We start from the raw sequence: 23596 nt of genomic DNA, 5'->3' as shown, positions 1-23596 counted from the left end.
CCTCATTAATGAGCACCACCGTCTTTTGAACCCGCCCCAAATGGGGGCTTAGCGAACCAAACAATTACCATCAATAGGATAAAGATCCCAGCGGAGAGCCAAAATATCTCATTGGCTGACATAATCAACCCTTGGTCAGTAATGGTTTTAGCTAGGTAGGCTGCACTTTGCTGCTCATTCATCCCCATTTTTGCCAGTTCACTGTACATCTGTTGGGCATTTGGGTTGTATGGGTTAACAAACTCAGCAAGGTTTTCGTGGTGCATTGACTCTCTTTGGGTCCACATGGTTGTGGTTATCGATGTCCCGATCGCTCCAGCTAAGGTACGTGTAAAGTTGGACAAACTTGATGCAGAGGCCATTTTTTCTGGTGGTAAGCCAGATAACGTAATGGTTGTTAAAGGCATAAAGAAGCAAGCGATGGCTAAGCCCTGCACAAATTGTGGCCAAGCGGCTTCAGCAAAACTCATTCCAGGTTCGAAAGTATAAGCACGCCAATAGTAACAAACGGCATAGATAATAAAGCTGAATGTAACTAAATAACGCATATCAATTCGGTTACCAAAGCGGCCTATAATTGGCGTAATCAGTAGCGGTAATAACCCTACAGGAGCAGAGGCTAACCCAGCCCAGGTTGCGGTATAACCATAAACCTCTTGCAGCAATTGTGGCAGTAAGACAATCGTCCCAAAATAGAGCATGTAAGCCAGACTTAGGGACAAACAGCCAATCGTAAAGTTGCGTTCTTTAAACAGGGACAAGTCGATGACAGGATGGTCGTCTGTGAGCTCCCAAACAATTAAAAAGGCAATTGCGACAACGGCAATAACGGTTAGGACGATAATTTCAGTTGAATTAAACCAATCCAACTCTTTGCCTTGGTCAAGCATGATTTGTAACGCACCAATACCGACAACCAAGAGTACTAAACCAATAGTATCAATACGCTGAATAGATATTTTAGTTTCACGGCCTTTTAAGGTATGCATGATGGCAAAAATAATCGCAATACTAAATGGTACATTGATAAAAAATATCCAGCCCCAATGGTAGTTATCACTAATATAGCCACCAAGAATAGGTCCACAAATCGGGGCAATCACGATAGTCATTGACCAAAGCGCGAGTGCCATATTGCGTTTAGCGGGAGGGTAATTATTAAGCAGCAGACTCTGGGACAAAGGAATGAGCGGCCCTGCAACTAAACCTTGTAAAACACGGAATAAGATCAACATCTCTAAGCTGCCGGAAATACCGCACAACCATGAAGTTAAAGCGAATAAGCCTGTAGACCATAAAAATAGCCTGACTTCACCAATCCTACGCGCTAACCAACCAGTAACAGGGATGGAGATGGCATTGGCAACACCAAAAGAGGTTATTACCCATGTCCCTTGTGAGTTGGATGCTCCTAAGTTTCCAGCAATGGTCGGAATAGCTACGTTAGCAATTGTGGAATCAAGAACTTGCATAAATGTTGCCAACGAAAGGGCAATCGTCATCCAGGCGAGTTTTGATCCCGTTAAAGGTGCTGTCGTCACGATTGCACCTCCACCTATTGATTTCCTAGGTTATTATTAATTATCTCAGTAACTATTTTGTCGACAGGAGACATATCCACCGCTAGTGCAGCGGTATGGTAAGCGGGGGTGTCGCGCATCCCTTTAGAAAGTACTTTGCCGTTTTTATCTAACGTATCAACCGTCACTTCGGTGGATAAACCGATACGTAGTGGATGCTCTTCAAGCTGAGTTTCATCTAAGGCAATACGTACAGGAAGGCGCTGGACGACCTTGATCCAGTTACCACTGGCATTTTGTGCAGGTAATAAAGAGAATGCGCTACCTGTTCCCATATCAAGTCCCACAACAGTGCCGTTGAATACGATATCTTTACCGTAAAAATCCGTCGTGATTTTCGCCGATTGGCCGATACGCATATCTGCAAGTTGTGTTTCTTTAAAGTTCGCATCAATCCACATTCCCTTAGAAGGGACGATGGCCATTAACGGTGTTGAAGGGGTGATTTGTGATCCCACTTGTACACTGCGACGAGAAACATAGCCATCAACAGGGCTAACAATCTTAGTTCGTTGTAAGGTCAGCCAAGCATTTCTAACTTGGGTCGCTGCTTGTTCTACAGCCGGTTGTTTTTCAATTGAGCTATTTAAAACGATGGCTTGATTCGCATTATACTGTTCTATTGCCATGTCTAACGCAGCTTTTGCACTGACAACGGCTTCTCTAGCGTGTTGCAGTTCTTCTTTACCAATAACATGGCTGCTGCCTAACACTTCTCGACGTTTTAAATCATTCTGTAAGCGGTTTAATTCAGAACGTTTTACCTGAATATTGGCTTGGAGTTGGCGGCTATTAACCATGTGCTGGCGGGTCTGACGCACGCTATTTGCTAATTCTGTTTTTGCTTTATCGAGGGTTAACTCGGCATCTCGTGGGTCGAGTTCAACCAAAACGGTACCACTGGTTACAAAATCGGTATTATCCACATTGACCGTCATGACGCTCCCGGAAACTTGGGATTGTATTTGCACCTGATTCCCCGCGACATAAGCGTTGTCTGTTGACTCATAGTGGCGAAGAACGAGATACCAGTAGACCCCCCAGCCAACGCCTATAATAAGAAACAATAGCGTCAAAAAGATAAGCGCATTTTTGCGTTGTCTTTTTTTATTTGGTTGGTGAGTTTGCGTTTGTTGCATTTCCTCAGGGGAACTCATACTCGTATTTCTCCATTTTTATGGATAAGGATCACGGTTGTTTCCAGTAGTTAGGTGTTAACCACTGGAAACTGAGACTACAAATGATTTTGCTGTTTGATGGGATATCGTAAAGCATAAGGGTGAAAGGATAATGATATATTATTGGGTGAAAAGTTTTTTTTCACCGTTGAGCTTAAGAATGGCTCAAATACATTAACCTTACAAAAATAATGGTTAATCTTTTATAGTATCCAGTTTTGTCAGTAATTTACGCATCAGCGTATTAAGTTGTTGTTTTTCATCAATATCTAAAACAGACCAAATATCAATTAATGCGCTGTGTTGAGGTGGTAATAGACCATTTAAAAATTCAGCCCCTTTTTCTGTGAGGTGTAGATGAAGGCAACGTCTATCATTGTGACTCTCTTTGCGTTCAATCCAACCATTTTTTTCCAGTTCATCTGCAATGCGTGTCGCATTGGTTCGAGAGGAACCAAGGGCAGCACTGAGTTCAGATGGCTGAATACTGCGGGAGTCTTTTGTATCAAGGATCATGAGCGCCATAAATAGTGTTTCATTAATACCTTGGGACCTTAACATATTATTTCGCGCTTCAAGTAATTTCCCATGAACATGCATACATAGGCGTGTTAAAAGAATTTCTTGATACGGAATAGGGTTTTCATGTGAATCTTGCTGTTCTACACGAGTATTGAGTAACTCTTCAGTAGGTGTAAATGAACTTTCCATTATTGGGATACCTTATTAGTTTCAGTTGGTAAGATTACAACTGTCATCAACCATCTAAATGGTATATTAAAAGATAGAATTAGCAATTGTACTTAATTAATATCGCCGATTTTATTTTGATAATGATACATGATTCATAAATTTTATGAATGTAATTTACCTATTTTAGTATAGCGCACTAACTATTTTATACTGATAGCGTCACTTTTGGTTGCAAAACAACCAATTTAACACTCAATTAAAGGCTAATTTCAATCATATGAAACAATATATAATCACATGACATTAACTCAATACCATTTTTTTTGTTACCCAATAATTACAACTTAGATAGATACACTTAGTTAGTAGGTATAACTACCTATTTTTGTATAATTAAAACATTATTTGACGTAACAGTAATTTGAGATCTTAACAGTTATACTACCTTTTTATAGAGTCATTGTATTTGTTTAACTGTGTCATTCACTAATATTTACTTTGTTTACTATTACAGTTGATAACTATTAGTTCTATGATAAATGGTTTACTTGTTCAACATATTGGTAGATAAGATTGAGGCTCATCACTTTAATGTATTATGATTTTTTATATATTAAGGAGAGCTCAAAAAATCGTTATCTAAAAAGAGATTGATATCAGTATGAGTAGCAACTAGTCATCAGTTATGGTGATGATGGGGTCAAAACGAATACCAATAGCCCAAATGATTAAACTTAGGGTCGTCAAAATTGCCCCTGCAACAGCTACGCCTTCCCAACCTGCATGTTCATAGGCATAACCTGAAAGCAGGGAGCCGAGTGCTCCACCTATGAAATAACTCGTCATATAGCCGGCTGTTAGGCGATTACGCGCTTCGGGTAATATACGATATAACGTACTTTGACTGGTGACATGGACGGCTTGCACCGCAAGGTCTAGCACCAAAACTCCGATGATAAAGGCGACGAGAGAATATTTAGCTAAACCGATGGGTATCCAGGACAATAGTAATAAAACTAGTCCGATTGTTGTGATGATTTTTCCTTTTCCTTTATCGACAAGATGCCCTGCTTGGGAAGCCATGAGTGCACCTGCGGCACCGACTAGGCCAAATAAGCCAATAGTCCCTTCAGAATAGTTGAATGGTGGGCTGGCTAACAAAAAAGCCATTGCGGTCCATAACAAACCAAAATTGGCAAATGATAATGCACCGAGCGAAGCGCGTACCGCAAGTACTGGGGTTCCAAAAAATAGTCGGCCAATAGAGCAAATCAGCTGAAAATAGTTTAGGTTGGTTTTTTGATGGTAACGAGGGAGTTTAATTGCTAGAACAATCATTAACAGCATCAATAATGCAAAAGCCACCCAATAGATAGCACGCCAACCACCGACCATAGCAACAGCGCCTGAAACGGTTCTTGCAAGTAGAATTCCCAGTAATAACCCACTCATGATCATTCCTACCGCTTTACCGCGTTTATGTGGCTTAGCAATAGATGCAGCGAGTGGGATCAGGACCTGTGCGACAACCGAAAACAGCCCTGTCAGGGCGGTACCTAAAAGGATTTGCCAAACATTATTTGAAAGCGCTGTAATTAATAACCCTAATGCCGAAAGAAAGGTCATGGTTAAAATTAAACGCTTACGTTCAAACAAGTCGCCCAAAGGGACTAAAAAAAGTAAACCTGCCGCATAGCCCAGCTGGGCCGCAGTGACAATAAACCCAGCCATATTCGTGGTTAAATTAAACTGCCCCGCAATAGTGTCTAAAAGCGGTTGAGCATAGTAATTACTGGCAACGACGAGACCTGTGGCAATGGCCATTAAAATAGTGAGGCCTGTTGTTAGCTCTGCAGTTTGGGTCTGTTTCATGAGGATTACCTATTATTAGCTAGGCGACTACTATAAACAAAATTTATTACCTTGGTTTATTTCTTTTTGTCATTGATGCAAAAAAGCCACCGGCTAGGGTGGCTAAGGTTATTAATTGGGTTGTTTGTTCTTATTTAGCGGCTGCTTGGGCTTCCTTTACCCAACCATCAAAAGTGGATTGGTGAGCTTTGATCCAAGCATTTGTGTGGCGCTGAATGTCTGATTGTGATGCTTCACCGTTATGCATTCTTAAATTCTGCGCATTAATATCGGCAATAGGCAACTTCATTACTTCAAATAATTTTGCTGCAGCAGGGTTATCCGCAGCCCATTTTTTATTGGCGACGATATGCATGGTATTCGGTGGGAAACCATAGTTTTTTCCGTTAGGTAATGTGGTATCTGTTTTTTCACCATTTGGCATTGAAGAGAATGGTACTTCTAACCAGACCACGTCACGACCCGGCTTGAGGACATCACTTATCCAGTAAGGCGTCCAAGTATAATATAAAATAGGCTTACCTTCTTTATATCGGGTAATGGTATCCGCCATCATCGCGGCGTAGTTACCTTGGTTATGGTCGACCGTTTTTTCTAGGTCATAAGCTTTTAAGTGGTTATTAATCGCAGCTTCACAGCCCCAACCTGGGTTACATCCCGTTAAATCCGCTTTACCATTACCATTTGAATCGAAGAGTTTAGCAATTTTAGGGTCTTTGAGTTGTTCAACATTGGTAATGTTGTATTTCTCAGCCGTTTTTTTGTCAATAAGGTAGCCTTGGGCCGCATTGACAACATAGTTGCCTTGGCGGTAGAACACATTATCACCGCCAGCGGCGTCATATTGCGCATTATGTAAAGGAACCCAGCTGGTGGCTAAGTAAGTTGCATCACCGTTCGCAATAGAGGCGTAAGCCACGTTATAGTCGACCTCTTTGATAGGTTGAACATCATAGCCGAGCTCTTCAAGGGCTTTCGCCACAATCAGTGTTTGGAACGTTTCCTCACTGATCGTACTTTGAACAGGGTTAATTTTTATCCCTTTGCCCGGTAGGTCGTCGGCACTTGCTAATGGGACGGTAAATATGGCTGTTAGTGCAGATGCAAGAATGATTTTATGTTTCATTATATTGTTCCCTCTGTTTTTTCGCAGCGAGCTTGGCTTTAAAGTTAAGAGCCAAGTTAGGTGCCACGTGAATGGCACTCAGGTGAATGGAGGATGTTTTGATTAATGGTTTTTTTTACAAAATGGGCGCATAACTAACCCAATAGGGCCTTTTTGATACCAACGACATGATGTTTTGCCGCGCGTATCTTGCCCCAAAGATTGGGTAAAACGGTCTAAAATGATAGCTAGGATAACAATACCGACCCCTCCGACAGATGCGAGACCCATATCAAGGCGACCAATACCCCGTAAGACCATTTGGCCTAAGCCTCCGACGGCGATCATTGATGCGATAACAACCATCGACAGCGCTAACATTAAGGTTTGGTTTACCCCGGCCATAATGGTTGGCATCGCCAGTGGCAATTGCACTTTAAATAGCATTTGGCGGGGACTTGCACCGAATGACTCAGCGGCTTCAATTAAGTCAGCTGGGACTTGTTTGATCCCTAAAATGGTTAAACGAATGATTGGCGGTAGAGCAAATATTATGGTGACGACGACACCAGGCACATTACCGATACCAAATAACATAACAATCGGGACTAAATAGACAAATGCGGGTGTGGTTTGCATCGCATCAAGTAATGGGCGAATAACTTTAGCCGCTCTATCACTACGCGCTAGCCAAATACCTAACGGTAGTCCTATCACAATACAAAATAGTAAAGACGTGAGGACCAGAGAGAGTGTCACCATGGCTTCCGACCAAGCCCCAATTGCTCCGATGACTATCATCGAAATAAATGTGGCCACACCCATTGCACGTCCTGCTAATTGCCAAGCGAGTAACGCGAAAATGATAATGGCAACGGGGGACGGAAGTGAGGTAAGAAATTGTTCAAACCCACTCAAAATGAAATCAATAGGGGCTCGTATCCCTTGGAATACCGGACGAAAGTTGAGGACAACCCAGTCAATTGCATGCGCAACCCATGAATCAAGGGGGATCAGTGTGTGCTGGAAGGGATCCATAATATTAAACTGGTCAGGTATGATGCTATCTGTTGGGGCGGCATCAAGCCAATCACTCGAACTGGTATCAGCAGGTGTAGTTGTGTCCGATGCATTGCCCCAAGGATCATCCGCAGAGGTATTTGTCTCGCTAGAGCTTGTTGCTGCCCATGGGTCATCAGCAGGTGTATTTTCAGTACCTTGTGTTGGTGTATCAGTGACTTCAGTATCAGCCCATGGATCTTGTTGGTTCGTCGTTGTTTCTTGATTTTGCTTACTCATTTGGTGTCTCCTTATCCAGCGCTTGTAACAGCATTCCTTTTGAAATCACGCCCAAATACCGGTTTTTTTCGTTAATAACCGGAACGGCGCAAGGGGCCTGTGCTACTGTAGAAATAACTTCATTTAAGGATGTATCACCTTGAATGGGTTCGATATCAGTTAAAATTGCGGCTTCAATACCTGCTTTTTCATGAAGCGCTTTCTCTAAGGATTCAACAGAAACCACACCAGCAAAAGTATGTCCTCGGGAGATTAAATAACCGTGATAGCGATCTTCATCGTTGAGGACTTTTAGCGCGGAACGGGGACCAAAACCCGGTGCGATGTGCAATAGAGCATTTGGCCGTCTGCGTGCGATGTCCTTAGCACTGAAAACTTGGCTGATATCTACACCACGGAAAAAGGTCTTAACGTAGTCATTCGCGGGGTTATTGAGTATCTCATCAGGTGTGCCGACCTGAACGACAACGCCTCCTTGCATAATGGCAATGCGGTCACCAATTCTCATGGCTTCATCAAGATCATGGGAAATAAAGACAATCGTGCGTTGTTTGTCCCCTTGCAAGGAGAGCAGTTCATCTTGCATTTCAGTACGGATTAATGGGTCGAGAGCTGAGAATGCTTCATCCATTAACAGAATATCAGGATCATTGGCGAGTGCTCTGGCTAACCCGATACGTTGGCGCATCCCGCCAGATAGCTCATCTGGATATGAATTTGCCCATTTTTCAAGGTTAACTTGCTCAAGCGCATTCATGGCTTTCTTATGGCGCTCTTCTTTTGGGATACCAGAAAGTTCCATGCCAAAAGCAGTGTTATCGATAACGTTCATATGTGGCATCAATGCAAAGGATTGAAACACCATACTAATTTTTGTTCGCCTAACTTCGCGCAGTGCTTTGTCAGAGATATTGGAAATATCGTCTCCATCTATCATGACTTGCCCGCTAGTCGGTTCTATCAGGCGATTGAGGAGGCGCACCAAGGTCGATTTCCCTGAGCCAGAAAGTCCCATGACAACAAAGATTTCGCCTTCTTCAATCGTCAGATTAACATCTTGAACACCTACGGTAAGGCCTGTTTTTTCAAAGATATCATCTTTATTCATACCTGATTCTAATAGCTTAAATGCTTGATCAGGGTTATCCCCAAATATTTTATATAAATTTTTAACTTGTAATTTTATTGCCATATATTATTTACCCAATTTTCAATCAACAAGGAAGATAAATTACCTATATTGAATGTGATGAATTCTATAGTGATAGTTAACACTATGTTTCCTAACTATGTTTTCTAACTATGATTATCCTTTGAAAATTATTAGGGCAGAGATTCCTATATTTAGTTTAATGGGCTAGTTAATTATGGATTAAATTCAAATTCCTCCGTTTGAGTTATTAGTAAAATTTGCAAGCAATAAACCCTAGCATAATAAAATCAGCTGACAACCCTAGGTTAAGTATAATTAATCAAAAAATTAGAGAGGAATAATGATTTTATTCGTGTAAATAAAATCGATATCTAAGCTATATACTAATAACCTCTATAATATTCATGTTAATGTTAACTTGCTGGTGAGATTGAATTTATTTAAAAATAATTTACATTTAATTTATCAATGTGGGGATTACATGTTCTGTTCTATTTTTAGGTGAAACAGATGCTAGGTTGATAGGTGAAAAAAAAGAAATTAACAGTAAATGCATTAATTAAATTTATCTAAAATAAAGTGAAACTTGATTGAATTGAGAAATAAGGCCAGATTAACTCATTAAAAATGAATAATTGAACAGATATACATATAAAAAACGAACGAAATTGTTCGTTTATTGAACTAAAAAATACCATGATAAATAATTTCGTTATAATTCATCATGGTATGATTTTTATTGTGAATTGTTTTTATTGATAAATCAAATTAACGATTTGGTTAAAAATCCCAGTCATCATCTTCGGTACTGACTGCTTTACCAATAATATAAGATGAACCTGAGCCTGAAAAGAAATCATGATTTTCATTTGCATCAGGAGATAATGCCGATAATATCGCGGCACTCACATCGGTGACAGTATCTGGAAATAAGGCTTCATAACCTAAGTTCATTAATGCTTTATTTGCATTGTAATGAAGGAATTTTTTGACATCTTCCGACCACCCTACAGAGTCATAAAGTTCTTGGGTATATCTCACTTCATTTTCATATAAATCGAATAATAATGAGAATGTGAAATCCTTAATTTCTTTTTGGGCATTCTCATCATATTGTGTTAATGATTTTTGGAATTTATAACCAATATAATAGCCATGTATAGCTTCATCTCGAATAATTAAACGTATAAGATCGGCGGTATTAGTTAACTTCCCTCTACTTGACCAATACATTGGTAAATAGAAGCCTGAATAGAATAGGAATGACTCTAAAAAGACGCTAGCGACCTTTTTCTTTAAAGGGTGTGAATCACAATAGTAAGATAGGATGATCTTCGCTTTATTTTGCAATGCAATGTTTTCTTCACTCCAGCGGTATGCATCATCGACATCAATCGTTGAACAAAGTGTTGAAAATATTGAGCTATAAGAGCGTGCATGTACGGCTTCCATAAAGCTAATATTTGATAAAACCGCTTCTTCATGAGGTGTTTGAGCATCTGGCATTAAACAAGGCGCACCAACCGTATTTTGAATGGTATCTAGTAGAGTGAGGCCAGTAAATACACGTATAGTCAGCTGTTTTTCTGCAGCAGTTAGGGTATTCCAAGAAGGAATATCATTAGATAATGGCACTTTTTCTGGAAGCCAGAAATTACTGGTTAATCGGTTCCATACTTCTAAGTCTTTATCATCCTGAATGCGGTTCCAATTAATGGCTTTTACTGGTGTGTTAGATGTGCTGGTGGTCATAAATATTTTCCTATTACAAAGTGCAAGATACGCAGCCTTCGACCTCTGTTCCTTCGAGGGCGGTTTGGCGTAATCGGATGTAATACAATGTCTTAATTCCTTTTCGCCAAGCATATATTTGCGCTCGGTTAATATCTCGTGTTGTGGCATCATCTTTAAAAAAGAGTGTCAGAGATAAACCTTGGTCAACGTGCTGAGTTGCCATGGCGTAAGTATCAATAATTTTTTCAGGACCGATTTGGTAAGCATCTTGGTAATATTCTAAGTTCTCATTCGTCATAAAAGGAGCAGGGTAATAAACACGACCAATTTTACCTTCTTTACGAATTTCAATTCGTGAAACAATGGGGTGGATGCTTGATGTTGAATTATTGATGTATGAGATAGACCCTGTAGGCGGGATCGCTTGCAAGTTCTGGTTATAAATCCCATAGGTAATGACAGACTGTTTTAAGGCCTGCCAATCTTCACGAGTTGGAATTTCGATACCCGAACGTCGGAATAATTCCTGAACGGTTTGTGTTTTTGGTAGCCAAATATTGTTGATATATTTATCAAAATAATCACCAGAGGCATAAGTTGAATGTTCAAAACCAACAAATGCAGTTTTTCTTTCAATGGCTAATTGGTTCGATGTTTTTAATGCGTAATAGGTGACGGCATAAAAATAGATATTGGTGAAATCGAGCGCTTCTTCTGAGCCGTAATAGATATGCTCCCTTGCTAGGTAGCCATGTAAATTCATTTGCCCTAATCCAATCGCATGTGATTGCCGGTTACCTTCAGCAATGGAAGGGACAGAACGAATATCACTCATATCTGAAACCGCACTCAATGCTCTAACAGCAGCAGCTATTGATTGAGCGAAATTTGGTGAATCCATCGTTTTAGCGATATTCATGGAGCCTAAATTACAGCTAATATCTTTACCAATTTGTTGATAGCTTAAATCGTCTTCATAAACACTTGGGCGATTAACTTGCAGTATTTCTGAGCACAGATTGCTCATATTAATGCGTCCTGCGATAGGGTTAGCTCGGTTGGCCGTATCTTCAAATAAAATATAGGGGTAGCCAGATTCAAACTGGATCTCAGCTAAAGTTTGGAAAAACTCACGCGCATTAATTTTGTATTTTTTTATCCCTTTGTTATTGACCATTTCATGGTATTTGTCTGTAACACTAATCTCAGACATAGGGACACCATAGATGCGCTCAATATCATAAGGGGAGAACAAATACATGTCCTGGTTATCTTTCGCTAGTTGGAAAGTGATATCAGGGATCACTACCCCTAAAGATAGTGTTTTAATCCGTATTTTTTCATCCGCATTTTCACGCTTAGTGTCAAGAAAACGCATAATATCAGGGTGATGAGCGTTCAAATAGACTGCGCCAGCACCTTGCCTAGCACCGAGTTGGTTCGCATAAGAAAATGCGTCTTCCAACATTTTCATGACAGGAACAACCCCAGAAGATTGGTTTTCAATCAATTTTATTGGGGCGCCTTGCTCGCGTAAATTAGTCATCAGAAAGGCGACACCACCACCTCGTTTGGACAACTGTAAAGCTGAATTCACTGAGCGGCCAATAGATTCCATATTGTCTTCAATTCTTAAAAGAAAACAAGAAATTAGCTCACCGCGTTGTTTTTTTCCGCAGTTCAGGAAAGTGGGCGTTGCAGGTTGAAAACGACCCGTAATAATTTCATCGACATATAACTTAGCAAGGGACTCATCTCCTTGAGCAAGTGTTAAGGCAACCATACAGACGCGATCTTCATAGCGTTCGAGATAGCGTTTGCCATCAAAAGTTTTCAGTGTATAGCTAGTGTAATATTTAAAGGCACCTAGGAATGTTTGAAAACGGAATTTGTGAGCGTATGCCTGTTTAAATAATGCTTTGATAAATTCAAAGTCATATTGTTCTAATACACTTTCTTCGTAATAATTTTCTTGTACTAAAAAGTCTAATTTTTCTTTTAAATCATGGAAAAATACGGTGTTTTGGTTCACATGCTGTCGAAAATAGTGGTGAGCCGCTTCTTTGTCCTTATCAAATTGAATACGGCCTTCGTTATCATATAAATTTAACATTGCATTGAGTGCATGATAATCGACATCTGATGTATTTTGCATTTTATCCATTTGAAATAACTCTAGTTGTTTGTACGTTGCCAAAACGTTTTTAGGCCTCGTTGAACGGATTGAACATCTTTATCAGTACCAAGAAGTTCAAAACGATATAGGTAGGGGACATGGCATTTTTGCGCGATGATATCTCCAGCGATCGCATAGGCATCACCAAAATTGGTATTACCCGCGGCAATAACACCACGGATAAGTGCGCGATTGACGTCAATATTAAGAAATTGGATCACTTCTTTTGGAACGGCACCTTTTGTTCCGCCACCACCGTAGGTCGGTAGTAGTAAAACATACGGCTTTGTTGCAATTAAGCTACTTTCATGATTGCCAATAGGTAGCCGTGTTGCAGGGACATCTAGCTTTTCAATAAAGCGATGACAATTTTCTGAGCGACTTGAAAAATAGATGAGTGATTCCGTTTCCATGACGTCACCTAAGCGGCTAATAGGCTAATCATGTCTGGCCGAAAACCCGCCCAATGTTTGTCACCCGCAATAACGACAGGGACTTGCTGATAGCCTAATTTTTTTACAAGTTCAAGGGCTTGGCTATCTTCAGTGAGGTCAATTATTTGGTAGGGAATCGCTTTGCGGTCTAAGGCTTGATAAGTAGCATTACACTGAACGCAGTTAGGTTTACTATAAATGGTAATCTCAGCCATGTTATTTACCTTTTGAATGTTTATTAGCATTAAAAATAAGATATGCGATACACAAATACTATATATGGATTTTAAATTTATCAACCATACAATATGTAGTGAATATGAAATGTTGAATGATAATTATTCTAATTGTTGGCTAGGTGGTTATTAACATTGAAAATAAAAAAATAGTGTATTAGATGATTCAAAGAGACACTCTAAGAAAAAAGATCATTGCAAAGTGGAAATAATTTACTCTATAACTGTATATACAATCAGGTAATTGAGTCCTTTTGAGGAGATACTATGTACCATCAATATTTAGCAACCCCGGATAAATTTCCTAAACCGTGGATCCATATTACGGCTGATGATGACGGAGTAACTAGCCTCTATTTTGTTGATGAAAAAACAGAAAAAGAAACAAAGAATGATCATTCCAAGCTTTGTGTGAAAGAATTAAAGGAATATTTTAATCACAAAAGAACCGCGTTTACGGTTTCATTAAACCCACAGGGAACAGAATTTCAGAAAAAAGTCTGGAAACACCTTTGTGGGATCCCTTATGGGGAGCGATGGAGTTATAAAGATTTGGCCTTAAAGCTAGGATCCGTTAATTATTGCCGTGCTGTCGGTATGGCAAACTCCCGTAATCCAATCTCATTAATTGTTCCTTGTCATCGAGTTCTTGGACACGATGGGAAATTAGTGGGATATACAGGGGGCTTAGATATTAAAGATTGGTTACTGTTGCATGAGAAGTAAAATCTAAATAATTAACTATAAGTAATACTATTAGTTGTGATAATTACTATTGTTAAGAATTATTATCGAAATTAGAGCCTATTCTGTCGATAAATAATATTTTTTTACCTTTTTAGTCCATTTTCGTGATCTAGGTTGTAGACAAGTAACTGAGAAATCTGATGTACTGAGCTCGATACAGATGGTGTGTCTATTTTATTTTAAAGGTAATATTTGATGTCTAAAGTTAAAGGTAACGTTAAGTGGTTCAACGAATCTAAAGGTTTTGGTTTTATCACTCCAGAAGATGGTAGCAAAGATGTATTTGTTCACTTTTCTGCGATTATGGGCGATGGTTTTAAAACCTTAGCTGAAGGCCAAAAAGTGGAATTTGAAATTACTGAAGGTGCTAAAGGCCCATCTGCTGCTAACGTTATTCCTCTGTAATTTTTATAATTACGATTAAAACGAACAGCTGAAAACTCGCCCTAGCTATCTAGGGCGAGTTTTTTTATCTATAAAAAATAAAAAAGGCCTGATATAAACCAGACCTTTTCATCTATAAATTAACCCGTTGAGACTATTTAACTTCTTCACCTTTAGCTTGTAAATCAGCGTGGTAAGAAGAGCGAACGAATGGGCCACAAGCAGCATGAGTGAAGCCCATAGCCATGGCTTCTTCTTTCATTTCATCGAACTCAGCAGGGCTGACATAGCGTTTGACGGGTAAGTGATGGCGACTTGGTTGTAAGTATTGGCCTAGTGTAAGCATCGTTACACCATGGCGACGTAAATCGCGCATAACTTCAATGATCTCTTCATTGGTTTCACCAAGACCGACCATTAACCCAGATTTAGTTGGGATATCGGGGTGCGCTTCTTTAAATTTTTCGAGTAATTTTAAAGACCATTCATAGTTAGCACCTGGACGAACTTGGCGGTAAACACGCGGCACGTTTTCAAGGTTATGGTTAAACACATCTGGCGGTGTTGCGGTTAAAATCTCTAACGCGCGATCCATACGGCCGCGGAAATCAGGAACCAGTGTTTCAATTTTAATTGATGGGCTTTTTTCACGAATAGCACGAATGCAATCAGCAAAATGTTGTGCTCCGCCATCACGTAGGTCATCACGGTCAACTGACGTGATGACAACATAGCGTAATGCCATATCTTTAATTGTTTGCGCTAATTTTTCAGGTTCGTTTGCATCCGGTGCATTGGGTCGACCATGGGCCACATCACAGAATGGGCAACGGCGGGTACAAATAGCGCCCAAAATCATAAAGGTCGCAGTACCGTGGTTAAAACACTCAGAAAGGTTAGGGCATGAAGCCTCTTCACACACAGAGTGTAAGCCATTTTTACGCATGGCGGCTTTAATACCTTGAATACGAGTGGAATCAGCCGGCAGCCTAATTTTCATCCAGTCAGGTTTACGTAGAATCTCTTCTCGTTCAGTCACAACGTTTTTGACAGGGATCAGCGCCATTTTGTCGGCGTCACGATATTTAATTCCGCGTTCTATCTGAATTGGTTTACTCATAATATGACGGTTCCAGTTATCTTTTATGCTGATGGATAAGTGATAATTCTAAATAAAACTAAATGGAGGCTGTTATCCATTCATTAAAATAATTTTTAAAATTGTTAAAAATTATAGCATTATTATTGAACAATATGAAATCCCAGTGTGTCACAGAATTGGCGAATTAGCACAGGCTGAACATCAGAAACTGACACTTTGGGAGCAAGGTCACTCACCTGAGTCATTTTTAATTCGCTGTAACCACAAGGGTTAATGCGGTTAAAGGGTTCAAGATCCATATCAATATTTAATGCGAGACCATGAAAAGAACAACCTTGCCGTATGCGTAATCCGAGGGAGCAAATTTTATCGCCATTAACATAGACACCAGGAGCATCAGGGCGAGGATACGCTGCAATATTAAAATGGGCAAGGGTATTCACGACGGTATTTTCTAGTGCGCTGACGAGTTCTCTGACACCAATTTTATTGCGTTTTAAGTCAAGCATCACGTACATCACTTGCTGTCCTGGGCCATGGTAGGTGACTTGGCCACCTCTATCACTTTGAATAACTGGAATATCCCCAGGCGCCAGAACGTGTTCTGCTTTTCCGGCTTGGCCTTGAGTAAATACGCGAGGATGTTCAACCAGCCATATTTCATCATGAGTTTCAGGCGTACGGTGTTCAGTGAAATGGTGCATCGCATCAGAAACAGTTTGATAAGGAGCAAGGCCGAGTTGGCGTATGGTTATACATCTATCTGACAAAATTTAGGTGTCCACGTTGTCTTTATCGTTGCGGGCAGTATAACGCCTATGTTTGCCATACTTCAAGCTAACATCGTATCTGGTACTTGCATAAAATGTGATTCAAATTGGAATCAAATGTTATTTAGGTGTAAATGTAATCCACGCTAAAGTAGAGGAACAAAACGAAAAAAGGCCGAATAGCAACAGACTATTCGGCCTTTGATGTGGGTCTTTAATACAGTTTTGATTAAAGCACTACTTTCACTAACTCTAATGCACCTAACTCAGTATACAAGGTTTCAACTTGTTCAATATGAGTTGCATTAATAGTAATAGAAACTGAGTGATAATTGCCTTTGCTACTTGGTTTTACGTCTGGGCTATAGTCACCTGGCGCATGGCGCTGTACCACTTCAACCACTTGATCAACCAGCTCAGGCTGTGCCAAGCCCATTACTTTGTAGGTTAATGGACATGGGAACTCAAGCAGTTCACCTAATTTCGTTTTCATGGGCACTCCTAATTTTTAAATTGGGCTGCTGGCTGAAAAAGATTGGCTGGTATTATTAAACCAGCCAATGAGAAGTATTCATCCAACAAACATTTCGATACTTACTATATTTCAATATTTACTATATGAGGGCGACTTGTTTTAGTTTCAAGTCTTAACCAAACCAGCGATGAAAGAGTAACTTGATGTAGTCAATTAATCGGCTGAAGAAACCACCTTCTTCAACATCTTTTAACACCGCTAGAGGGTGTTGTTCGATGATTTTGCCATCAAGCTGAAAACTAATTGTCCCGACTTGTTGGCCTTTGGTTAACGGGGCTTCGAGCTCAGCTGTCGATAATTCATAGCTAGCTTTTAAATCTTTTAAGCGGCCACGTGGGATTGTGAGGTATAAATCTTCTGTGACACCTAATTTTACTTCATTTTCATCACCAAACCAGACTGGCACACTGGCAAAGTCAACATTGGCTTGTAATGGCTTAACGGTTTCATAAAAACGGAAGCCATAAGTGAGTAATTTTTTGCTCTCTGCATCACGGCCTTTGCTGCTTTTCCCCCCCATAACAACGGAGATCAGGCGCATGTCGCCTTCGGTTGCTGATGCGACAAGGTTGTAGCCCGCGGCATTAGTATGGCCTGTTTTGATGCCATCAACAGCTAAGCTCTTATCCCACAGCAGCCCATTGCGATTTGTTTGGCGGATATTGTTAAAGGTAAATTCTTTCTCTTTATAGATAGCGTATTCTTCAGGTACATCACGCACTAGCGCTTGGCCAATAAGGGCCATATCACGGGCTGAGCTGTACTGACCATCCGCATCTAAACCATGAACCGTTTCAAAATGGGTGTTTTTTAGCCCTAATTTGTTCACGTAGCCATTCATTAATTGTACAAAGTTGGTTTGATCACCTGCAATATAGTCGGCCATTGCAACACAAGCATCGTTACCTGATTGCAAATTAATGCCCCGAGTTAGCTGGGATACGCTAACGCGATCGCCAGGTTTTAAGAACATCAATGATGAGCCTTTAAATATTGGGTTACCCGTCGCCCACGCATCATTTCCAACCGTGACAATATCATTTTCACCAATTTTGCCTGACTTAATTGCCTGACCGATAACATAGCTGGTCATCATTTTAGTCAAACTCGCAGGGTCGCGACGTTGGTCTGCATTACTTTCAGCAAGAACTTTGCCTGAATTATAATCAATTAATATATAAGCTTCTGCATCAATCGCAGGTGCAGCAGGAATTGATGGGGTCGGGAAAGTTTCATTAGCATTTGCAATATTAGCAGTCATAAGAAGGAGTGCGGAGCCCAGCACTGTATGACGCACGATGCGTGATGGAGCGACATTATTCATGGTTTTACCATTACATCCGAAATTCGGTTAACACAAGGAGGCGCAGTTTAGCAAAAGAAAGGGGTAAGAAAAAAGTGACTTTTGCGCTGCACCAATGATTTTTTTGTCAGTTCAATATTGCCTGAATTTAGGTTGCTCCAAATAGACGTGAGCGACCTAAGTTAGCATCGCTTTATGGCGCAACGACCATTGACGATTGATTTTTTTCAGACTGTAAACGGCCTTGAACCTCAACAGCTTGCTGTCTTGTACTAAATGGCCCTAATTGTACTCGGAAAATACCGTTGTAGGGTTGTAACCGTCCAGGGACATTAAATTGCGTTTTCAATTCATTCAGCATGTTTTGTGCATTAGTTTGGTTACTAATCGCACCAGCTTGAACGAGAAAACCACGTTCTGGCACAGGTTCTTCAGCGGTAGTTGCAGTTGGCGGTGGTGTAGGGGTTTGCAGGTTCATATCTGGCATAGTAGGCTGCATTGGCTCTTTTGGCTGCTGAACGGGCAATATATTTTCTGGCGTTGGCAAGTTCTCCATTACAGGGGTACCCATTGGGCCAGAACCTAATTGTGGGCGCCCTGGTAATGCATAACTTTGTTTCACAAAATTAGAACCTACGGTCCCAGGACCTGACAAGGTACCATCTTGAGCAACTTGAATAGCATCAATTTTAATTTTTGTCGTCGGCATTAAATTCAGGCGGTCAGCGGTCGCTCTTGATACTGCAATACTTTTACCCGGGACATAAGGGCCGCGGTCATTAACACGCACGACCATCATGCGACCATTCATCATGTTAGTGATACGAACATAACTTGGGATAGGCAAAGTAGGATGAGCGGCAGTTAATTCCACAGGGTTAATACGTTCACCTATCGCTGTCATATTGCCGGCAGACTCCGCACCATAAATGGATGCATAGCCTACTTGGCTAAATTGTGATGGGTCACGCACGATTTGGTATTGTTGGCCATTACGTGAGTAATCATTATTTGCGGTTGGATGATACGGCTCATAATGAGGCTCTGCACCTAATACATCTTGAGTGGGTACATTGGTTGGCACTTGGGCTGGTTGTTTAACATTTTCTGTCACACAGCCACTAAGTAGCGCGGCTGTGACGCCAAGCATTATCCATTGTAAACGCATACTAAGCCTCATCTTATAAACTTTTAGAAAGGAATTTTCGGTGTGTATGTATCGACATGATAATACCGAATCCAGCCATTAAAACAATCAAAGCGGATCCCCCGTAGCTCACTAAAGGGAGGGGAACACCAACCACAGGTAATATACCACTGACCATACCGATATTCACAAATACATAGACAAAAAGGATTAATATCAAACCACCAACCATAACCCGGCCAAATGTATTTTGTGCGCTAGCAGCAATATAAAGTCCGCGAATAATCAGTAAAAGATATAGGCCAAGTAAAATAAGCACCCCGACTAAGCCAAGTTCCTCTGCTAACACGGCAAAAATAAAGTCGGTATGTCTTTCTGGCAAAAATTCAAGCTGTGATTGTGTGCCATGTAGCCAACCTTTCCCCACTAACCCACCAGAACCAATCGCAATTTTTGACTGGATAATATGGTAACCAGCCCCTAATGGGTCAGTTTCTGGGTCTAATAACATCATGACGCGGGCTCTTTGGTAGCCATGCATCAAAAAGAACCACAGCAATGGAATAAAGGCTGCGAGAGCAATGGCTGCGACAGTAATAAGCCGCCAGCTCATCCCAGCAAGGAACAAAACAAACAAGCCGGAAGCGGCAACTAAAATTGAGGTACCAAGATCTGGCTGCGCAGCCACTAATAGTGTCGGTACAAAAATCAAGACGAGTGCGATTAAGGTGTTTTTGAATGAAGGAGGGCATAGGTCTCGGTTCATGAAGCGAGCGACCATTAAAGGGACGGCAATTTTTGCAATTTCAGAGGGCTGAAACCGAATAAACCCCAAGTCTAACCAGCGCTGAGCCCCTTTACTTATTTGCCCGAACACATCAACAAAAACCAATAAAATAACACAAAAGATAAACAGGTGAGGTGCCCAGTTTTCATACATTCTAGGGGGGATCTGCGCCATCACGATCATGACGATGAAGCCTGATGCTATCTGCCCCAATTTGCGTTCCATCATTTCAGGATCTTGACCGCTAGCACTCCACATAATAAATGCGCTGTATGCAAGCAACGCGATAATAATCAGAAGCATAGGCACATCTATATGCAGACGTGTGGATAACGAAATCTTTTTCTTATCGTCTGTCATATTCTTTATAGCCCATGGTTATTCATTAGATTGTGCATCAGCGATCTTCTCCTGGATTGGTTGCTGACACCGGGACATCAGTGCTGTTATCACCAAGAAGAACGTGGTCAAATATTTGCCGCACAATGTCGCCGACTGCAGGGCCCACGCCCCCGTTTTCTAAAATAATCGCAACAGCGATAGTGGGTTTATCATACGGAGCGTAAGCAATCATCAACTTATGGTCGCGTAAGTGTTCAGCAAGTTTACTGGCATTATAGGTTTCATAACTGAAGACTTGCGCGGTACCCGATTTGGCCGCAGCTTTATACGGCGTACCAATGAAACTGCGGCGGCCCGTACCATTTGGTGCGTTGGCAACACCGTACATGCCATGCTTAGCTAATTCCCAAAAACCTGAATTCACGTCGCCAATTTGCTTGGTTTCTTTATCTTCATAAGGCACCATGGCATTACCCAATTTTGTGCCGTAGAGCAAATGAGGCGTTTTAACTTGGCCATCATTAATTAATGTCATCAATGCTTTTGACATTTGAATTGGCGTTGCGGTCCAATAGCCTTGTCCAATCCCTACAGGAATAGTATCGCCTTGATACCAAGGTTTTTTATAGCGTTTTTGTTTCCATTCACGGGTCGGCATGATCCCTGAGCGTTCTTCAGCAAGGTCAATTCCTGTATAATCGCCAAAGCCAAACCGGCTCATCCACTCAGAAATACGGTCAATCCCCATGTCATAGGCGACTTGGTAGAAGAAGGTATCCGCAGATTCAATAATCGATTTTGATACGTTGAGTTTGCCGTGTCCCCAGCGCTTCCAGTCACGATAACGTTTTTCTGAACCGGGTAATTGCCACCAACCAGGGTCAAAAATGGTGGTGTTGGGCGTGATCACCTTTTCACTTAACGCAGCGACAGAAATAAACGGTTTTACTGTCGATGCAGGGGGATAAAGCCCTTGAGTTGTTCGGTTAATCAATGGCCTATCAGGGTTATTCAATAATGCTTGATAATCTTTATTGGAGATACCGTTAACAAACAAGTTAGAGTCATAACTTGGATTCGACACCAGAGCCAAAATTTCCCCATTACGCGGGTCAGTGACGACGACGGCTGCACGGCTGGTGGTTAACAGCTTTTCGATATAAATTTGCAGTTCGAGATCAATGGTGAGGTAGATATCTCGACCTGCTTGCGGTGGTTGTTCATGAAGTTGGCGAATAACACGCCCGCGGCTATTCACTTCAACTTCTTCGTAGCCTGTTTTACCGTGTAAAATATCTTCATAATAGCGTTCGATACCTAATTTACCGATATCGTGACTAGCGGCATAGTTGGGTAATAAACCTTCTTTATCAAGACGTTCAACATCTTTATCATTGATTTTTGCCACATAGCCAATCACATGGGTTAATGCAGAGCCGTATGGGTAAGAACGACGTTGGTAGCTTTTGACCTCTAAACCAGGAAAACGATATTGATTAACAGCAAAACGCGCGACTTGGACTTCGTTAAGCTGTGTTTTTAGTGCAATAGAGGTAAACCGACGTGAGCGCTTACGCTCTTTTTCAAAGTTAGTGATGTCTTCGTCAGTTAAATCGACCACACTACGAAGATTATCTAAGGTTTCTTGTAGGTTACTGACTTTTTCCGGCACGATTTCTAGCTGATAAAACGTGCGATTAAGAGCGAGTTGGGTTCCTCGGCGATCATAGATAATCCCGCGGCTTGGTGCGATAGGCACTAATTTGATCCGGTTATCATTTGACCGCGTTTGGTAATCTTCGTGGCGGACAATTTGCAAATGATACAAATTGGTCACAAGAATAGACGTTAAAATGACAATCACACCGAAGGCGATAAGCGCTCGGCGGATAAACAAAACTGATTCAGCGGTATGGTCGCGAAAAGGGGTGCGTTGTGTTTTCATCCCATTGCCATTTTGAACATATTTAAACCTGACTATTCCCTGTGATAAGGGTGGTTAGTCGTAATACTCCATGCGCGATACAGACTTTCGGCAACAAGGACACGAACCAGTGGATGGGGAAGCGTAAGTGGTGAAAGTGACCAGCTTTGCTCCGCGGCCGCTTTGCAAGCGGGTGCAAGACCTTCGGGACCACCGATTAATAAACTGACATTACGGCCATCTTGTTTCCATTTATCGAGCTGTACGGCAAGTTTTGGGGTGTCCCAACGATCGCCTGGAATATCCAGAGTAACGATGCGATTTCCTTTGCCTACCGCAGCGAGCATTAATTCGCCTTCTTTTTCTAGAATGCGTTTTATATCTGCATTTTTTCCACGTTTCCCTGCTGGAATTTCCGTTAATTCAAAGGGCATATCTTTAGGAAAACGGTGGAGGTAATCCATAAAGCCGGTCTGGACCCAGTCCGGCATTTTTGTTCCAACGGCGATGAGCTGTAATTTCAAACTCAGCTCCAGAGCTTTTCTAATTCATACATACGACGACTTTCATCTTGCATTATATGAACAATGGCATCGCCAAGGTCGACGACAATCCAATCAGAAATACCTTGCCCTTCAACACCTAATGGCATTAAACCATTTTTGCGGCAAGCTTCGATTAATCTGTCAGCAACTGACATCAAATGGCGGCTTGATGTCCCTGTACAGATGATCATCTGATCAGTAATACTTGATTTCCCTTGAACATCGATAGTAATGATATCTTCTGCTTTAGCATCATCAAGCTGATCGATAATAAATTGTTGGAGTTCAGTTCCTTGCAAAAGGTTCACCTTTTATTCAAATAAACAGAATATCACGTTAAACACTGTTTGTAGTTTGTCGATAAAATAATCGCTGATAATGAATCAAAGACATTAACAGCCTTGCTATTTTACCCTAGATTTTAAGAAAAATCGGCTAAATTCTTTTTTATTCATTGTGGAGTGAAATTTATAGGGATATCCGTACATTTGAGCAAGAAGTTTGTGCTAACTTTACAAAATAGCGCTAAAAACTGTTCCCCAGATAAATA

At 41.0% G+C, this 23596-nt stretch carries 22 protein-coding genes; 2 read left to right on the top strand and 20 right to left on the bottom strand.

Features of this window, described 5'->3' with window-relative positions:
• Positions 1-5 precede the first annotated feature (5 nt).
• The 11 genes from emrB to nrdH all read right to left on the bottom strand — a co-directional run bounded on the left by emrB (position 6) and on the right by nrdH (position 13439).
• On the bottom strand, positions 6-1541 hold the full coding sequence (gene emrB, locus PSF42_RS16990) for a multidrug efflux MFS transporter permease subunit EmrB (protein ID WP_125894240.1): 1536 nt from the start codon (positions 1539-1541) through the stop codon (positions 6-8).
• 14 nt (positions 1542-1555) lie between these two features.
• On the bottom strand, positions 1556-2737 hold the full coding sequence (emrA, locus tag PSF42_RS16985; RefSeq protein WP_272680398.1) for a multidrug efflux MFS transporter periplasmic adaptor subunit EmrA: 1182 nt from the start codon (positions 2735-2737) through the stop codon (positions 1556-1558).
• A gap of 216 nt (positions 2738-2953) precedes the next feature.
• Positions 2954-3469, bottom strand: a complete 516-nt coding sequence (gene mprA, locus PSF42_RS16980; protein ID WP_125894236.1) for a transcriptional repressor MprA — start codon at positions 3467-3469, stop codon at positions 2954-2956.
• A 654-nt stretch (positions 3470-4123) separates the two neighbouring features.
• Positions 4124-5323, bottom strand: coding sequence for an MFS transporter (locus PSF42_RS16975; RefSeq protein WP_213914219.1), 1200 nt, complete (start codon positions 5321-5323; stop codon positions 4124-4126).
• A gap of 130 nt (positions 5324-5453) precedes the next feature.
• On the bottom strand, positions 5454-6449 hold the full coding sequence (gene proX, locus PSF42_RS16970) for a glycine betaine/L-proline ABC transporter substrate-binding protein ProX (RefSeq protein WP_272680397.1): 996 nt from the start codon (positions 6447-6449) through the stop codon (positions 5454-5456).
• A 102-nt stretch (positions 6450-6551) separates the two neighbouring features.
• Positions 6552-7727 (bottom strand): glycine betaine/L-proline ABC transporter permease ProW, encoded by a 1176-nt coding sequence (gene proW, locus PSF42_RS16965; RefSeq protein WP_125894232.1) that lies wholly within the window; start codon positions 7725-7727, stop codon positions 6552-6554.
• Positions 7720-8919 carry a glycine betaine/L-proline ABC transporter ATP-binding protein ProV gene (gene proV / locus PSF42_RS16960; protein WP_125894230.1) on the bottom strand — a complete coding sequence of 400 codons (1200 nt, stop codon included), beginning with the start codon at positions 8917-8919 and terminating at the stop codon, positions 7720-7722. Before proV ends, proW begins: the two co-directional genes overlap by 8 nt.
• A 741-nt stretch (positions 8920-9660) precedes the next feature.
• Entirely contained in the window at positions 9661-10632 is a 972-nt protein-coding gene (nrdF, locus tag PSF42_RS16955) for a class 1b ribonucleoside-diphosphate reductase subunit beta (protein WP_125894228.1), read from the bottom strand.
• Between the two features lie 13 nt (positions 10633-10645).
• Positions 10646-12778, bottom strand: coding sequence for a class 1b ribonucleoside-diphosphate reductase subunit alpha (gene nrdE / locus PSF42_RS16950; RefSeq protein ID WP_213914221.1), 2133 nt, complete (start codon positions 12776-12778; stop codon positions 10646-10648).
• A gap of 11 nt (positions 12779-12789) precedes the next feature.
• On the bottom strand, positions 12790-13203 hold the full coding sequence (gene nrdI / locus PSF42_RS16945; protein ID WP_125894224.1) for a class Ib ribonucleoside-diphosphate reductase assembly flavoprotein NrdI: 414 nt from the start codon (positions 13201-13203) through the stop codon (positions 12790-12792).
• Between the two features lie 8 nt (positions 13204-13211).
• Complete coding sequence (gene nrdH / locus PSF42_RS16940; RefSeq protein WP_125894222.1) at positions 13212-13439, bottom strand: glutaredoxin-like protein NrdH; 228 nt, start codon at positions 13437-13439, stop codon at positions 13212-13214.
• A gap of 288 nt (positions 13440-13727) precedes the next feature.
• Here nrdH and PSF42_RS16935 point away from each other — a divergent pair, with 288 nt between their 5' ends.
• Positions 13728-14186 carry a methylated-DNA--[protein]-cysteine S-methyltransferase gene (locus PSF42_RS16935; RefSeq protein ID WP_272680396.1) on the top strand — a complete coding sequence of 153 codons (459 nt, stop codon included), beginning with the start codon at positions 13728-13730 and terminating at the stop codon, positions 14184-14186.
• Positions 14187-14402: 216 nt separating this feature from the next.
• The gene (gene cspE, locus PSF42_RS16930; RefSeq protein ID WP_004257099.1) at positions 14403-14612 is read left to right on the top strand and encodes a transcription antiterminator/RNA stability regulator CspE; all 210 of its coding nucleotides are present in this window, start codon (positions 14403-14405) and stop codon (positions 14610-14612) included.
• A 133-nt stretch (positions 14613-14745) separates the two neighbouring features.
• Here the strand turns inward: cspE and lipA are convergent, their stop codons facing one another.
• From lipA to rsfS, 9 genes are all read right to left on the bottom strand, one after another.
• Positions 14746-15711: a lipoyl synthase gene (lipA, locus tag PSF42_RS16925; protein ID WP_213914222.1), complete on the bottom strand. Its 966-nt coding sequence runs from the start codon at positions 15709-15711 to the stop codon at positions 14746-14748.
• Between the two features lie 122 nt (positions 15712-15833).
• Entirely contained in the window at positions 15834-16463 is a 630-nt protein-coding gene (gene lipB / locus PSF42_RS16920) for a lipoyl(octanoyl) transferase LipB (protein WP_125894217.1), read from the bottom strand.
• A gap of 229 nt (positions 16464-16692) precedes the next feature.
• A complete protein-coding gene (gene ybeD, locus PSF42_RS16915) occupies positions 16693-16956 on the bottom strand; it encodes a DUF493 family protein YbeD (RefSeq protein WP_125894215.1) in 264 nt (87 codons plus the stop codon).
• A 154-nt stretch (positions 16957-17110) separates the two neighbouring features.
• Complete coding sequence (gene dacA / locus PSF42_RS16910; RefSeq protein ID WP_125894213.1) at positions 17111-18322, bottom strand: D-alanyl-D-alanine carboxypeptidase DacA; 1212 nt, start codon at positions 18320-18322, stop codon at positions 17111-17113.
• Between the two features lie 172 nt (positions 18323-18494).
• A complete protein-coding gene (rlpA, locus tag PSF42_RS16905) occupies positions 18495-19469 on the bottom strand; it encodes an endolytic peptidoglycan transglycosylase RlpA (RefSeq protein WP_272680395.1) in 975 nt (324 codons plus the stop codon).
• Between the two features lie 13 nt (positions 19470-19482).
• Positions 19483-20595 (bottom strand): peptidoglycan glycosyltransferase MrdB, encoded by a 1113-nt coding sequence (gene mrdB, locus PSF42_RS16900; protein WP_125894209.1) that lies wholly within the window; start codon positions 20593-20595, stop codon positions 19483-19485.
• 37 nt (positions 20596-20632) lie between these two features.
• A complete protein-coding gene (mrdA, locus tag PSF42_RS16895; RefSeq protein WP_125894207.1) occupies positions 20633-22522 on the bottom strand; it encodes a peptidoglycan DD-transpeptidase MrdA in 1890 nt (629 codons plus the stop codon).
• Between the two features lie 32 nt (positions 22523-22554).
• Complete coding sequence (gene rlmH, locus PSF42_RS16890) at positions 22555-23025, bottom strand: 23S rRNA (pseudouridine(1915)-N(3))-methyltransferase RlmH (RefSeq protein ID WP_004908925.1); 471 nt, start codon at positions 23023-23025, stop codon at positions 22555-22557.
• Positions 23026-23027: 2 nt separating this feature from the next.
• Positions 23028-23354, bottom strand: coding sequence for a ribosome silencing factor (gene rsfS, locus PSF42_RS16885; RefSeq protein WP_080641496.1), 327 nt, complete (start codon positions 23352-23354; stop codon positions 23028-23030).
• Positions 23355-23596 lie beyond the last annotated feature (242 nt).

It is taken from the genome of Providencia sp. PROV032 (assembly GCF_028484875.1).
In the GTDB taxonomy this organism is placed as follows: domain Bacteria; phylum Pseudomonadota; class Gammaproteobacteria; order Enterobacterales; family Enterobacteriaceae; genus Providencia; species Providencia rettgeri_E.
Note: the sequence above shows the minus strand (reverse complement) of the source record. Positions and strands in the feature narration are given on the sequence as shown.